Origin of the sequence: Isoptericola sp. 178 (genome assembly GCF_030586525.1) — a bacterium.
Classification (GTDB): domain Bacteria; phylum Actinomycetota; class Actinomycetes; order Actinomycetales; family Cellulomonadaceae; genus Isoptericola; species Isoptericola sediminis.
Genome location: NZ_JAUQYN010000003.1, coordinates 82,727 through 95,882, shown reverse-complemented (window position 1 = coordinate 95,882; position 13,156 = coordinate 82,727). Strand labels below are relative to the sequence as shown.

At 74.4% G+C, this 13,156-nt stretch carries 14 protein-coding genes; 8 read left to right on the top strand and 6 right to left on the bottom strand.

Features of this window, described 5'->3' with window-relative positions; all coding sequences use genetic code 11:
* Positions 1-6: 6 nt before the first annotated feature.
* Both Q6349_RS09580 and Q6349_RS09575 read right to left on the bottom strand, forming a co-directional pair.
* The gene (locus Q6349_RS09580; RefSeq protein WP_304604447.1) at positions 7-513 is read right to left on the bottom strand and encodes a GNAT family N-acetyltransferase; all 507 of its coding nucleotides are present in this window, start codon (positions 511-513) and stop codon (positions 7-9) included.
* 46 nt (positions 514-559) lie between these two features.
* Entirely contained in the window at positions 560-1,351 is a 792-nt protein-coding gene (locus Q6349_RS09575) for an alpha/beta fold hydrolase (RefSeq protein ID WP_304603896.1), read from the bottom strand.
* Between the two features lie 72 nt (positions 1,352-1,423).
* Here Q6349_RS09575 and Q6349_RS09570 point away from each other — a divergent pair, with 72 nt between their 5' ends.
* Positions 1,424-2,443 (top strand): LLM class flavin-dependent oxidoreductase, encoded by a 1,020-nt coding sequence (locus Q6349_RS09570; protein ID WP_304604446.1) that lies wholly within the window; start codon positions 1,424-1,426, stop codon positions 2,441-2,443.
* A gap of 3 nt (positions 2,444-2,446) precedes the next feature.
* On the opposite strand, the gene Q6349_RS09565 is transcribed toward Q6349_RS09570, so the two are convergent.
* Positions 2,447-3,328 carry an aminoglycoside phosphotransferase family protein gene (locus tag Q6349_RS09565; protein ID WP_304603895.1) on the bottom strand — a complete coding sequence of 294 codons (882 nt, stop codon included), beginning with the start codon at positions 3,326-3,328 and terminating at the stop codon, positions 2,447-2,449.
* Between the two features lie 118 nt (positions 3,329-3,446).
* Here Q6349_RS09565 and Q6349_RS09560 point away from each other — a divergent pair, with 118 nt between their 5' ends.
* Entirely contained in the window at positions 3,447-4,871 is a 1,425-nt protein-coding gene (locus Q6349_RS09560; protein ID WP_304603894.1) for an NAD-dependent malic enzyme, read from the top strand.
* Here Q6349_RS09560 and Q6349_RS09555 read toward each other — a convergent pair.
* Positions 4,837-5,988 carry a ThuA domain-containing protein gene (locus tag Q6349_RS09555; RefSeq protein ID WP_304603893.1) on the bottom strand — a complete coding sequence of 384 codons (1,152 nt, stop codon included), beginning with the start codon at positions 5,986-5,988 and terminating at the stop codon, positions 4,837-4,839. The genes Q6349_RS09560 and Q6349_RS09555 overlap by 35 nt on opposite strands.
* A gap of 154 nt (positions 5,989-6,142) precedes the next feature.
* Here Q6349_RS09555 and Q6349_RS09550 point away from each other — a divergent pair, with 154 nt between their 5' ends.
* On the top strand, positions 6,143-7,144 hold the full coding sequence (locus tag Q6349_RS09550) for a methylenetetrahydrofolate reductase (RefSeq protein WP_304603892.1): 1,002 nt from the start codon (positions 6,143-6,145) through the stop codon (positions 7,142-7,144).
* Here the strand turns inward: Q6349_RS09550 and Q6349_RS09545 are convergent.
* The gene (locus tag Q6349_RS09545; RefSeq protein WP_304603891.1) at positions 7,093-7,530 is read right to left on the bottom strand and encodes an SRPBCC domain-containing protein; all 438 of its coding nucleotides are present in this window, start codon (positions 7,528-7,530) and stop codon (positions 7,093-7,095) included. The two genes, Q6349_RS09550 and Q6349_RS09545, sit on opposite strands and share 52 nt — an antisense overlap.
* Positions 7,527-7,856, bottom strand: a complete 330-nt coding sequence (locus tag Q6349_RS09540; protein WP_304603890.1) for a helix-turn-helix transcriptional regulator — start codon at positions 7,854-7,856, stop codon at positions 7,527-7,529. The genes Q6349_RS09545 and Q6349_RS09540 overlap by 4 nt, the downstream gene beginning before the upstream one ends.
* Positions 7,857-7,983: 127 nt before the next feature.
* Here Q6349_RS09540 and adhP point away from each other — a divergent pair, with 127 nt between their 5' ends.
* The 5 genes from adhP to Q6349_RS09515 all read left to right on the top strand — a co-directional run bounded on the left by adhP (position 7,984) and on the right by Q6349_RS09515 (position 13,153).
* Positions 7,984-9,012 carry an alcohol dehydrogenase AdhP gene (gene adhP, locus Q6349_RS09535; RefSeq protein ID WP_216077234.1) on the top strand — a complete coding sequence of 343 codons (1,029 nt, stop codon included), beginning with the start codon at positions 7,984-7,986 and terminating at the stop codon, positions 9,010-9,012.
* A 184-nt stretch (positions 9,013-9,196) separates the two neighbouring features.
* A complete protein-coding gene (locus tag Q6349_RS09530; protein WP_171245801.1) occupies positions 9,197-9,838 on the top strand; it encodes a YitT family protein in 642 nt (213 codons plus the stop codon).
* Between the two features lie 48 nt (positions 9,839-9,886).
* Positions 9,887-10,330: a helix-turn-helix transcriptional regulator gene (locus Q6349_RS09525; RefSeq protein WP_171245802.1), complete on the top strand. Its 444-nt coding sequence runs from the start codon at positions 9,887-9,889 to the stop codon at positions 10,328-10,330.
* 10 nt (positions 10,331-10,340) lie between these two features.
* Positions 10,341-10,760, top strand: coding sequence for a VOC family protein (locus Q6349_RS09520; protein WP_304603889.1), 420 nt, complete (start codon positions 10,341-10,343; stop codon positions 10,758-10,760).
* Complete coding sequence (locus Q6349_RS09515) at positions 10,757-13,153, top strand: excinuclease ABC subunit UvrA (protein ID WP_304603888.1); 2,397 nt, start codon at positions 10,757-10,759, stop codon at positions 13,151-13,153. The genes Q6349_RS09520 and Q6349_RS09515 overlap by 4 nt, the downstream gene beginning before the upstream one ends.
* Positions 13,154-13,156 lie beyond the last annotated feature (3 nt).

Sequence of the window (13,156 nt, the reverse complement as noted above, 5' to 3'; positions counted from 1 at the left end):
CGCCGTTCAGCGACCGTCCTCAGGAGGCGGGACAGGCAAGGCGAACGTCATGAAAACGCTGTTCGGGTCCGGCACGTAAGTGGCGAACGGCTCGCACTCGACGAACCCGTGCCGGGTGTAGATGCGCCGGGCCGGGGCGAAGAAGTCCTCGGCGCCGGTCTCCAGGCTCACGCGGGTGTACCCGCGCTCGGCGGCCAGGGTCATCAGCTCGCCCAGCAGGCGGGTGGCGACCCCGAGCCCGCGCGCCCCGCGGGCGGTGCGCATCGACTTGATCTCCCCGTGCCCGCCCGGACCCGGGTCGAGCTCGCTGAGCGCCCCGCAGCCGAGCAGCTGCCCGGTCTCGTCGCTGCGCGCGGTCAGGAACGTCACGGCCGGGCCCGCGAGCGCCACCGGGTCGAGGGCGTGCACGGACTCCGGCGGGGAGGTGGCGTGCATCTCGGCGAGGTGCTCCTCGAGCAGGGCGCGCACGTCCGCGCGGGCGGGGGAGTCGACGGCGATGTTCACGCAGGCCATCATCCCTGGCGCGTGTTGCGCGGGTGTGACGGCGGCGCGGGGAGTCTCAGGGAGCGTGCACGGTGGGGTCGTCGCGCAGCACGTCCAGCAGCAGCGGCTCGATGGCGTCGGGGTTCTCCAGGGTGGGCAGGTGCCCGGCCCAGTCCAGGGCGAGCAGCTCGGCGCCGGGGATGGACTCGACCAGGCGCGCGGCCACGGCCCGGAAGTGGTCCATGTCGTGGCCGCCGGTGACCACGAGGGTGGGCACGTGGATGCGGTGCAGGTCGACGTCGACGGGTCGCGGGGTGCCGGCGGCGGCGCCGCGGGCGTGGGCGTCGGTCTCGGCGGCGAGCTGGATGTCGAAGGCGCGGTGCTGCATGCGTGCCAGCGCGGCCCGGGTCTCGTCGTCGGCGTCGGGCCCCAGCCAGGTGTCGACGTTGAGCGCCACGGCGGCGTCCAGGTCCCCGGCGTCCAGCAGCGTCTCCTCGTGGGCGATGAAGTCGCGCAGGGCGGCGCTCGGCGGCAGGTCGGGGTAGGCGGGGGAGATGAGCACGAGCTCGCGCACGCGGTCGGGGTGGCGGCTCGCGAGCTCGAGGGCCACGCGCGCGCCGAGGCTGTTGCCGACCACGACGGCGTCCTCGATGCCGCAGGCGTCCATGACCTCGGCCACGTCGTCGGCGTCGACGTAGTCCTCGGCGGGCAGCGGGGTCTCGCCGAAGCCGCGCAGGTCGGGCCGCAGGACGCGGAAGACCTGGCTCAGACCCGTCATGACGGGGTCCCACATGTGCCGGTCGGCGACCCCGGCGTGCAGCAGGAGGGCGTGCGGACCGGTGCCGGTGACGTCGTGGGCGAGCAGCATGACCCCACGCTAGGAGGGGTGGGGGCGGATCGCACCCGGGAATGCCGCGCCGGTCCATCGGTTGTCATGGACATGAAGCACATCGGTTTCCTGTCCTTCGGCCACTGGACCGACCACCCGTCCTCGGCCACCCGCAGCGCGGCGGACGTGCTCGCGCAGTCGATCGAGCTGGCCGAGGCGGCCGAGGAGCTGGGTGCCGACGGCGCCTACTTCCGGGTGCACCACTTCGCCCGCCAGCTGGCCAGCCCGTTCCCGCTGCTGGCGGCCGTGGGGGCGCGCACGCGCCGCATCGAGATCGGCACGGGGGTGATCGACATGCGCTACGAGAACCCCGCCTACATGGTCGAGGACGCCGGGGCGGCGGACCTCATCGCCGGCGGGCGGCTGCAGCTGGGGATCTCGCGCGGCAGCCCGGAGCAGGTCATCGAGGGCTACCGGCACTTCGAGCACGTCCCGGCGCCGGGGGAGTCGGACGCGGACATGGCCCGCCGGCACACCGCCCGGTTCCTGGAGCTGCTGTCCGGCCAGGGGTTCGCCGAGCCGAACCCGCGCCCGATGTTCCCCAACCCGCCGGGCCTGCTGCGCCTGGAGCCGCACGCGCCGGGCCTGCGCGAGCGCATCTGGTGGGGTGCGGGCTCGCGGGCGACGGCCGAGTGGGCGGCGGCCCAGGGCATGCACCTCATGAGCTCGACGCTGCTGACCGAGGACACGGGCGTGCCGTTCCACGAGCTGCAGGCCGAGCAGATCCGGCGGTTCCGCGACGCCTGGGCCGCGGCCGGGCACGCGCACGCCCCGCGGGTGTCGGTGTCCCGGTCGGTCTTCCCGATCACCGACGACCGCGACCGCGCCTACTTCGGCCTGGAGACGCGCTCCACCGACCAGGTGGGCATGCTCGAGGGCGGCCGGGCGCGGTTCGGCAAGACCTACGCCGGGGAGGTCGACCAGGTCGTGGCGGACCTCGCCGGGGACACGGCGGTCGCGGCCGCGGACACCCTGCTGCTGACGGTGCCCAACCAGCTCGGGGTGGACTACAACGCCCACGTCATCGAGAACGTGGTGCGGCACGTGGCCCCGCAGCTCGGCTGGCGCTGAGCCTCAGCAGGCGGCCGCCGGCGCGTCGGCCGCGGCGTCGGCGAGCGCCGCGTCGATGAGCCGGTGGCCGCGGGCCTCCAGGGCGCGCGCCCCGGCCCGGTGGGCCCGCACGGCGGTGCGGACCGCCTCGCGCAGCCGCGCCCGGCGCCAGGTCGGGCCGTGGAAGGGGTCGGCGCCGTAGCCCTCGACGACGGCGGCGCGCAGGTCGGCCCGACCGGTGAGCTCCCGGGCGTCCAGGCGGGCCAGGTCGGCCACCGGCGGGCGCCACCCGTACCGCCCGAAGCCGACCACGCGCAGCAGTCCGGCGTCGTCGAGCAGCCAGCGGCGGGGCACGAAGTCGCCGTGGGTGGGCACCACGCGCACCGGCGGGTGCTCGTGCGCGGCGATCGCGCGGCGCAGCGCGGCCACCGCGGCGGGCGCGATGCGGTGGTCGTCGTCGAGCAGGGCGAGCGTGCGGGCGTCCTGGGCGGCCTCCCAGTCGCCGTCCACGCGCGACCCGGTCGCGTGCAGCCGGGCCAGCAGCATCCCGGCCTGCCGGTAGGTCTCGGGCCGCTCCGCGGCGGGGTGCCCCTCGGCCGGGCGCCCCGGCAGCCAGCCGAGCGCGAGCAGGCGCTGCTCGCGGTCGGCGCCGAGCAGGCGGGGGAAGCGGTCCTGGCCGGTCAGGTCGTCCAGGACCTCGGTGTGCGCGGCCAGCTCGCGCCCGAAACGCCCGTCCACGTCGCGGTAGCGCCTGACCGCCGCCAGGGTGCCGTCGGCGGCCCGCACCTGCCACACGCCGGTGCCGGTCGATCCCCGGGAGTGGGCGGCCACGACGCGGACGGGTCCGAGCCAGCCGGCCACGACGTCGCGGACGGCGGGGTCGGGTCCCTGCGGCTCGCACGTCATCGGGGCACGATATCGACCCGCGGGACGGGGGTGCGCGCCGGGGTGGCGGGCGCGCCATACTGTGGCCCCGACCCGACCTCGACCCGGCGGCACCGTGGCCGTCGCGGAAGGAAGCACCGTGGCCCTGCCCAGCCCCAGCTACACCATCACCCTGCGCGTGCAGGTCCCGGCCTCCCAGCGGGCCTCGAGCACCGTGGTCGCCGCGGTCGCGGACACCGGGGCGGCGGTGACCGGCGTCGACGTCGCCCACTCCACCGCGCACGGCCTGGTCGTGGACCTGACCTGCGACACCGTCGACGCCGAGCACGGCGACCGGATCGCGGCGCGGCTCGAGGAGCTCGAGGGCGTGCACGTGCTCAAGTGGTCGGACTCGACGTTCCTGCTGCACCTGGGCGGCAAGATCGAGGTGGCGGTCAAGTCCCCGATCACCACCCGGCGCGACCTGTCGCGCGCCTACACCCCGGGCGTGGCGCGGGTGTGCACCGCCATCGCCGACAACCCCGAGGACGCGCGCCGGCTGACGATCAAGCGCAACACCGTCGCGGTGGTCACCGACGGCACGGCGGTGCTCGGCCTGGGCGACATCGGCCCGGCCGCGGCGCTGCCGGTGATGGAGGGCAAGGCGGCGCTGTTCAAGCAGTTCGGCGGGGTGGACGCCTGGCCCGTGTGCCTGGACACCACCGACACCGACGAGATCGTCGCGATCGTCAAGGCGCTCGCCCCGGTGTACGGCGGGGTGAACCTCGAGGACATCGCCGCCCCGCGCTGCTTCGAGATCGAGGCCCGGCTGCGCGCCGAGCTCGACATCCCCGTCTTCCACGACGACCAGCACGGCACCGCGATCGTGGTGCTGGCGGCCCTGGTCAACGCCCTGAAGGTGGTGGACAAGCACATCTCCCAGGTGCGCGTGGTCGTCTCCGGGGTGGGCGCGGCCGGCAACGCCATCATCCGGCTGCTGCGCGCCCAGGGCGCCCGGCACATCGTCGCCTTCGGGCGCACCGGGGCGCTGCACCCCGGCGAGGAGCACGGCGACCCGCACCGCGCCTGGATCGCCGAGCACACCAACCCCGAGGGGTTCACCGGCTCCCTGCGCGACGGGCTGGCCGGGGCCGACGTGTTCATCGGCGTCTCCGCCGGGGACATCCTCACCGGCGCCGACATCGCCCGCATGGCCGACGACGCGATCGTGTTCGCGCTGGCCAACCCCACCCCCGAGGTCGACCCGGTGGCCGCCTCCGAGCACGCCACCGTGGTGGCCACCGGCCGCTCGGACCACCCCAACCAGATCAACAACGTGCTGGCCTTCCCCGGGCTGTTCCGCGGCCTGCTGGACTCCGGCGCCACCGAGATCACCGACGAGCTGATGCGCGTGGCCGCGCTGGCGATCGCCGGGGTGGTCGCCGACGACGAGCTCAACAGCGCCTTCGTCATCCCCGGGGTGTTCGACCACCGGGTGGCCGAGTCCGTGGCCGAGGCGGTGCGCACCGTCGCGGCCGGCGGGCGGCGGGTCAGGACGTCGTGGCGAGGGCCTGCTGCCAGGTGACCAGGTCGGCGACCTTGCCGGACAGGTGCCCGGCGGTGGCGCCGTCGGCCACGAGCGCGTCGGCCAGGGCCGTGGCCGGGCGCAGCGTGCGCACCGCGGCGCCGTGCTCGCCGGCCTCGGCCTGCGCCCGCGCGGTGGCGAGCCGCCGCTCGAGCTGGTCCACGGCGACCCGGTCGCGCGCCGTGGCGGCGGGCAGGTCGGCCACCAGGGCGTCGACCTCGCCGAAGGTGACGCAGTCGCCGCCGCCGCTGACCGTCCCGGCCGTCCACCGGATGCCGCGCAGCACCGAGGTCAGGAACGTCGGGTCCGACCACGCCTCGTCGACGTGCCCGGCGCCCTGGTGCCAGGAGCGGCCCCCCTCGAAGTTCTGGCACCACGCGATGGGGTGGTCGTCGCCCATCGTGCCGCCGTCGTAGGTGTCCTCGTCCAGGGTCATGAGCACCTGGACCTCGCCGCGCGGGTTGAGCGTGTAGTTGTACCACTCGTCCCAGCGCTCCCAGGTGGCGGGCACGTCCGTCATCGAGGGGTGGGCCGGGTTCTCCACGCGCATGGTGGCGGTCTGCTGGCGCGGGTGCCCGGCGAACCGTGCCCCGCCGCCGATGAGCCGGGTGAACCAGCTCGAGGTGTGCATGGTGTCGGTGGCGGCGTGCAGGCCGACCACGCCGCCACCGGCGTGGACGTAGCCCTGCAGGGCGGCGATCTCGGTCTCGTCCAGCAGCCGGGGCTGGGCGGGGTCGAGGTTGTTGGTGTTGTCCACCGGGGAGACGAACACGATCGAGTCGTAGCGGGCCAGGTCCGCGGCGGTCGTGAACGGCGTGCTGTCCATCGTCAGGTCCGGCTGGCCGGCCGAGCCGGGCCCCCACCAGCCGCCGGAGTCGTTGGGCGGGTCCCACACGTCGACCTCGTAGCCGTGCTCGGCACCGAGGTCGATCAGGGCGTGGGTGGTCTCGTCGATGTGCGAGTGCCGGAACCCGAGGGTCTTGCCGACGACGAGGATCTCCTCCAGCCCGGGCTCGGCGGCCGCGGCCGGGGCGGTGGCCGCCGAGCACAGCCCGACGGCGACGGCGGACGTGGCCAGCGCGGAGACGATGCGGCGAGGACGGGTCGAGGTGGTCATGGCGCTCCCTTGCGCGGACGACATTGTGTACTTCCGCTCAACTTATACGCCGGGCGCGCCACTTGTCAGCACCAGGCAGGCAGAAGAGTGACATTGATCGGCAGAAGTGCCGCACCGCCCGGCACCCCGGCGCGGGCGCGGCTAGCGTGGACGCATGGCCGCCCCCGACCCGCCGCGCCCCTGGCTGCTGTTCGCGATCACGCCGCCGCGGCGCTCGACCGAGCCCGCCGAGGCCCAGCGCATCGCCGACCGCACCTGCGCCCGGTTGCGCGGGCTCGACCTGGACGCCCTGGTCATCTACGACATCGACGACGAGTCCGACCGCACCAGCGCCGAGCGGCCGTTCCCGTACCTGCCCACCCTGGACCCCGGCGACTTCCACGCCCGGCACCTGCAGGCCTGGGACCGGCCGGTGATCGTCTACCGCAGCGCCGGCAAGCACGACCCGGCGGCGCTCGCGGACTGGTTCGCCGCCCAGGACCCGCAGCGGGTGCGCACCGTGCTGGTGGGGGCCTCCTCCTCGGACGCCGCGGTGCGCACCACGCTGTCCCAGGCCCAGCGGCTGCGCCGCGAGCACGCCCCGGACCTGCCGCTGGGCGGGGTGGCGATCCCCGAGCGGCACGCCTCGCGCGGGGACGAGCACGAGCGCATGCGCGCCAAGCAGGCCGCCGGCGTGAGCTTCTTCGTCACCCAGGTCGTCTACGACGTGGGCGCCGCCAAGTCGATGGTCTCGGACTACCACTACGCCTGCGGCGACGCGGGCACCGCCACGGTGCCGGTGGTGTTCACGCTGTCCGTGTGCGGCTCGGCGCGCACGCTGGAGTTCCTGGAGTGGCTGGGCGTGCACGTGCCGGGCTGGATGCGCAACGACCTGCGGCACACCGACGACCCGCTTTCCACCAGCTACGACCAGTGCGTCGCCATCGCCGAGGACCTGGCCCAGTTCTGCACGCGGCACCGCATCCCGTACGGCTTCAACGTCGAGTCGGTCTCGATCCGGCGCGCGGAGATCGAGGCGTCCGTGCGCCTGGCGGCCCACCTGCGCGCCCGCCTCGACGCCGACGCGCGCGGGCGGGCCGGTGGCGACGGCACCGGCCGGCCGGTTCAGGCGGCCGCGGCCAGCGCGTCCAGCACCCCCGGCCAGCCGCGGTCGTAGCCCGCGCGGGCCGCGGCGCCGTCGGGCCGGGCCTGCCAGCCGGTGTGCACCAGCCGCACGCGGGTGCCGCCCGGCCCGGCCGCGGCGAAGGTGACCCGCACCAGGGTCGCGGTGTCGGGGTCCGCGCCGGGGTGCCAGGTGAACTCCAGCACCTCGGGTTCGACGGCCTCGGTGATCGTGCCCCACACGGCGGTGGCCCCGTCCGGGCCGGTCTCGACCAGGCGGCCGTCGGTCACGGCCACGGTGCCCTCGGCCCCGAAGACGCTGTGCGTGCCCAGCGGCCACCAGGTGCCGAGGTCGTCGACGAACAGGCGGTAGGCCCGCGCCGGGGGACAGGGGACGAGGACCTCGCACTCGACGGGTGCGAGGCTCGGTTCGACGCTCATGGCTGACTCCTGTGCTCGGTGTGCTCGACGTGGTCGGCGAACGCCTCCAGCACCCCGCCCCACTGCGCGGCCAGCCAGGAGCGCACGGCGTCCGGGCCGGCGGGGGCCAGGGAGTACAGGTGGCGGGTGCCGACCGCGGTATGCCGCACCAGGCCGGCGTCGGCCAGCACCCGCAGGTGCTTGCTCACCGCGGGGCGCCCGACGGGCAGCGCGGCGGCCAGGTCGCCGACCGGGAGGGGTCCGTGCCGCAGGCGCTCGACGATCTGCCGCCGGGTCGGGTCGCCGAGGGCGTCGAGCGCGCTGTGGGGATCAACAATGTTGCTCATCAGTAACCGTTACTCTACAGCAACTGATGCCCGCAGGCCAGGGATGACGCACGCCACATCGCCGGCGGCGGTGAGGTCCGACCACAAGGCGTAGCATGGTATTACCACACGGACCCAGGAGGTCACCATGAGCATGAAGGCAGCCGTCGTCACCGCGTTCCGCGCCCCGCTGGAGGTCACCGACGTCGACCTCCCGCAGCCCGGCCCCGGCCAGGCGCTGGTGAAGGTGCTCTACTCGGGCGTGTGCCACACCGACCTGCACGCCGCGCACGGCGACTGGCCGGTCAAGCCCGCCCCGCCGTTCGTGCCCGGCCACGAGGGCGTGGGGGAGGTCGTGGCCGTGGCCGAGGACGTCACCCGCCTCGCCGTCGGCGACACCGTGGGCAACGCCTGGCTGTGGAGCGCGTGCGGCCAGTGCGAGTTCTGCCAGACCGGGCGCGAGACCCTCTGCCCGGACCAGACCAACGGCGGCTACAGCGTGGACGGCTCCTTCGGGCAGTACATGCTCGTCGACGCCCGCTACGCCCCGATCATCCCCGCCGGCGTCGACCTGGCCGCCGCCGCCCCCATCCTGTGCGCCGGGGTGACCGTCTACAAGGGCCTCAAGCAGTCCGAGGTGCGCCCCGGGCAGTGGGTGCTGATCTCCGGCATCGGGGGACTGGGCCACCTCGCCGTGCAGTACGCCCGCGCCATGGGCATGCGCGTGCTGGCCGTCGACGTCGCCGACGACAAGCTCGCCCTGGCCCGCCGGCACGGCGCCGAGGCCACCGTCAACGCCGCCACCGCCGACGACCCCGCCGCCCGCATCGTCGACATCACCGGCGGGGGAGCGCACGGCGGCCTGGTCACCGCGGTCGCCGGCAAGGCCTTCGGCCAGGCCGTCGGCGGGCTGCGCCGCGGCGGCACCGTGGCGCTGGTGGGCCTGCCGCCGGAGGAGTTCGGCCTGGACATCTTCTCCACCGTCCTGTTCGGCCTGACCGTGCGCGGCTCCATCGTCGGCACCCGCGCCGACATGGCCGAGGCGCTGGACTTCTTCGCCCGCGGCCAGGTCGAGCCCACCTACACGGTGCGGCCCCTGGGCGAGGTCAACGACATCTTCGACGAGATGCTCGCCGGCGCCATCGACGGCCGCGTCGTGATGGACATGCGCGCCTGAGGACCGCGCAGCCCGCCGGGCGCACCTCCCCTCCCGCGCCCGGCGACCCCGACGGCCGGACCGCCTTCCCCCTGAGGCGGCCCGGCCGTCACCCTCGGCGCACCGGCGACGTGGCACCATGGCACGCGCACGGCGACCCCGTGCCCCGCCCGCCGCACCGGACCCACGAGGACCCGACCCGCCGATGACCGCCACACCGCCCGCCCCCGCCGACCAGCCCGTCGCCCCCGCCGGGGTCAAGCACTCCCCGGTCGAGGACGCCCTCGGCATCCTGACCGGCACCTTCGTGGTCTCCCTCGGGCTGTTCCTGCTCCGCTCGGTCTCGGCGGTCACCGGCGGCACCGCCGGGCTGTCGCTGCTGGTCAGCTACGTCGCCCCGGTGCCCTTCGGCGTGCTGTTCGCCGCCGTGAACCTGCCGTTCTTCCTGCTGGCCATCCGCAAGAAGGGCTGGGACTTCACCCTGCGCACCGGCCTGTCCATCGCGCTGGTCGCCGGCCTGTCCCAGCTGCACCCGCTCGTGTTCGGGACCCTCGACCTGCCCCCGCTGTACGCGGTGCTGGCCGGCAACATCCTGTGCGGGGTCGGCCTGCTCATCCTGTTCCGGCACCGCTCCAGCCTCGGCGGCTTCATGATCGCCGCCCTCATCGCCCAGGACCGCCTCGGCTGGCGCGCCGGGTACGTCCTGATGGTCCTGGACACCGCCGTGGTGCTGTCCGCGTTCGCGGCCGTGCCCGCCACCACGGTGCTGCTGTCCGCGCTCGGGGCGGTGCTGCTGAACTTCCTGGTGGCGCTCAACCACCGGCCCGGGCGCTACACCGGCTACTGAACCGCCCGTGCCGCGCACACCCGCCCCGACGGTGGCACCATCGGGGCCATGGCCCGCAGCGCCCACGACCAGCACCTGCACGACCTGGTGCTGCTGCGCCGCGTGCGCGACCGCATCGACCGCGAGCACGCCCGACCCCTGGACGTGACGGCGCTCGCGGCCGGCGTCGGCATGTCCGCCGGGCACCTCAGCCGCCGGTTCGCCGAGACCTTCGGCGAACCGCCGTACCGGTACCTGATGACCCGCCGGGTGGAGCGGGCCATGGCGCTGCTGCGCCGCGGCGACCTGAGCGTGACCGAGGTGTGCTTCGCCGTCGGCGCGTCCTCGCTGGGCACGTTCACCACGCGGTTCACCGAGCTGGTGGGGATGCCGCCGGGGGAGTACCGGCGTCGGGCCCGCACCGCCGGAGCGGCCGAGCTGCCGTCCTGCGTGACCAAGCAGGTGCGCCGACCGATCAGGAATCGAGAAGCGTCGCCCCCCGGTGATGCCTAGCGTGGTCGGCATGGACATCGCCATTCACACCACGTTCCTGCCGCACACCAACCCCGAGGCGTCGCTGGCGTTCTACCGCGACCTGCTCGGCTTCGAGCTCGTCCAGGACGTCGGCTCGGGGGACATGCGCTGGCTGACGCTCATGTCGCCGACCCAGCGGGGCGTGCGTCTGGTCCTGGCCCCGCCGGCCGCCGACCCGGGCATCACCGACGACGAGCGCCGCACCATCGCCGAGCTGATGGCCAAGGGTGCCTACCAGTCGATCATCCTGGCCACCACCGACCTGGACGCGACCTTCGCCCGGGTCGCCGGCGCCGCGGCCGAGGTCGTGTCCGAGCCGGCCGAGCAGCCGTGGGGCGTGCGCGACTGCGCGTTCCGCGACCCGGCCGGGAACATGGTCCGCATCGACGAGGTCGGGCCGGCGCGATGACCACCACGACCCCGCGCCCGGCGCCCGGCGCCGCGGTGCACCCGGCCGACCGCCACGACCGCATCCGGGTGGTCGGCGCGCGGGAGAACAACCTGCGCGAGGTGTCCGTCGAGCTGCCCAAGCGCCGCCTGACCGTGTTCACCGGCGTGTCCGGGTCCGGCAAGAGCTCGCTGGTGTTCGCCACGATCGCCGCCGAGTCGCGCCGCCTCATCGACGAGACCTACCCGACGTTCCTGCAGGGGTTCATGGCGTCCCTGCCCCGCCCCGACGTCGACGAGCTCGAGGGCGTCACCACGGCGATCGTCGTGGACCAGGAGCGCCTGGGCGCCAACGCGCGCTCCACCGTGGGCACGGTCACCGACGCCCACGCCATGCTGCGCCACCTGTTCAGCCGCGCCGGGGACCCGTACGTCGGCCCGCCCGCCGCGTTCAGCTTCAACGTGCCCACCTCGCGCGCCTCCGGGGTGATGCGCACCGAGGCCGCCGGCGGGGGCACCACGACCAAGATCGTGCGCGAGGCCGTCTATCTCGGCGGCATGTGCCCCGAGTGCGAGGGCCGCGGCACCGTCTCCGACCTGGATCTGTCCGTCATCGTCGACGAGTCGCGGTCGCTGAACGACGGCGCGATCCTCGTGCCCGGCTACAAGGCCGACGGCTGGATGGTGCGCGGGTTCTCCGAGTCCGGGTTCCTCGACGGCGACAAGCCGATCAAGGACTACACCGCCACCGAGCGCCACGACTTCCTGTACCGGGACAAGGGCAAGATCAAGGCCCTGGGCATGAACATGACCTACCAGGGGCTCATCCCCAAGCTGCGCGAGTCGATCTTCTCCAAGGACCCCGACGCGCTGCAGCCGCACGTGCGCCGCTTCGTCGAGCGTGCCGCCGTGTTCGCGCCCTGCCCGGCCTGCGAGGGGAGCCGCCTGAACGACGCCGCCCGCTCGGCCACCGTGCACGGCAGGAACATCGCCGAGGTCGCCCGGATGCAGATCACCGACGCCGCCGACTGGGTGCGCGAGGTCGACGACCCGGGCGTCGCGCCGCTGGTGGCCAACCTGGCGCGCCTGTTCGACGCCTTCGTCGCGATCGGCCTGGGCTACCTCTCCCTGGACCGACCCGCGGGCACGCTGTCCGGGGGAGAGGCGCAACGGGTCAAGATGATCCGCCACCTCGGCTCCGCCCTGACCGACGTCACCTACGTGTTCGACGAGCCCACCAGCGGCCTGCACCCGCACGACATCGCCCGCATGAACACCCTGCTCGAGGACCTGCGGGACAAGGGCAACACCGTGCTCGTGGTCGAGCACAAGCCCGAGACCATCGCCATCGCCGACCACGTCGTCGACCTCGGCCCCGGCGCCGGCAGCGACGGCGGGACGATCACCTACGAGGGCGACGTGGCCGGGCTGCGCGCCGCCGACACCCTCACGGGCCGCCACCTCGACGACCGCGCCCGCCTCAAGGACACCGTGCGCGAACCCACCGGTGCGCTGGAGATCCGCGGGGCGAGGCAGAACAACCTGCGCGCCGTCGACGTCGACGTCCCCACCGGGGTGCTCACCGTGGTCACCGGCGTGGCCGGGTCCGGCAAGAGCTCGCTGATCCACGGCAACCTCGCCGGGCGCGAGGGCGTCGTCGTCGTCGACCAGGGCGCCATCAAGGGCTCGCGCCGGTCCAACCCCGCCACCTACACCGGGCTGCTCGACCCGGTGCGCAAGGCCTTCGCGAAGGCGAACGGCGTCAAGCCCGCGCTGTTCAGCGCCAACTCCGAGGGCGCCTGCCCCACCTGCCAGGGCAACGGCCGCATCTACACCGAGCTCGGCTTCATGGAGACCGTCGAGACCGTCTGCGAGGAGTGCGGCGGCCGCCGGTTCCAGGCCGCCGTCCTGGAGTACACCCTGGGCGGCAAGAACATCGCCGACGTCCTGGACCTCTCCGTGGCGCAGGCCCACGACTTCTTCGGCACCACCGACGCCGAGGTCCCCGCGGCCCGCACGATCCTGGGACACCTGCACGACGTCGGGCTCGGCTACCTGCGGCTCGGCCAGCCGCTGAACACCCTGTCCGGGGGCGAGCGCCAGCGCCTGAGGCTCGCGATGCGCATGGGCGACGACGGCGGCGTGCTCGTGCTGGACGAACCCACCACCGGCCTGCACCTGGCGGACGTCGCCCACCTGCTGGCCCTGCTGGACCGCCTCGTCGACGCCGGCAGGACCGTCGTGGTCATCGAGCACCACCAGGCCGTCATGGCGCACGCCGACCGCATCATCGACCTCGGCCCCGGCGCCGGGCACGACGGCGGCACCGTGGTCTTCGAGGGCACCCCCGCCGACCTCGTCGCCGCCCGCGCCACGCTGACCGGGAAGCACCTGGCCGACTACGTGGGAGCATGACGC

Coding starts and splice junctions, on each gene's coding strand:
- Q6349_RS09540 (WP_304603890.1), bottom strand. CDS start 7,856: ATGAGCAACATTGTTGATCCCCACAGCGCGCTCGACGCCCTCGGCGAC.
- Q6349_RS09545 (WP_304603891.1), bottom strand. CDS start 7,530: ATGAGCGTCGAACCGAGCCTCGCACCCGTCGAGTGCGAGGTCCTCGTC.
- Q6349_RS09555 (WP_304603893.1), bottom strand. CDS start 5,988: ATGACCACCTCGACCCGTCCTCGCCGCATCGTCTCCGCGCTGGCCACG.
- Q6349_RS09575 (WP_304603896.1), bottom strand. CDS start 1,351: ATGCTGCTCGCCCACGACGTCACCGGCACCGGTCCGCACGCCCTCCTG.
- Q6349_RS09520 (WP_304603889.1), top strand. CDS start 10,341: ATGGACATCGCCATTCACACCACGTTCCTGCCGCACACCAACCCCGAG.
- Q6349_RS09580 (WP_304604447.1), bottom strand. CDS start 513: ATGGCCTGCGTGAACATCGCCGTCGACTCCCCCGCCCGCGCGGACGTG.
- Q6349_RS09515 (WP_304603888.1), top strand. CDS start 10,757: ATGACCACCACGACCCCGCGCCCGGCGCCCGGCGCCGCGGTGCACCCG.
- Q6349_RS09570 (WP_304604446.1), top strand. CDS start 1,424: ATGAAGCACATCGGTTTCCTGTCCTTCGGCCACTGGACCGACCACCCG.
- adhP (WP_216077234.1), top strand. CDS start 7,984: ATGAGCATGAAGGCAGCCGTCGTCACCGCGTTCCGCGCCCCGCTGGAG.
- Q6349_RS09530 (WP_171245801.1), top strand. CDS start 9,197: ATGACCGCCACACCGCCCGCCCCCGCCGACCAGCCCGTCGCCCCCGCC.
- Q6349_RS09525 (WP_171245802.1), top strand. CDS start 9,887: ATGGCCCGCAGCGCCCACGACCAGCACCTGCACGACCTGGTGCTGCTG.
- Q6349_RS09550 (WP_304603892.1), top strand. CDS start 6,143: ATGGCCGCCCCCGACCCGCCGCGCCCCTGGCTGCTGTTCGCGATCACG.
- Q6349_RS09565 (WP_304603895.1), bottom strand. CDS start 3,328: ATGACGTGCGAGCCGCAGGGACCCGACCCCGCCGTCCGCGACGTCGTG.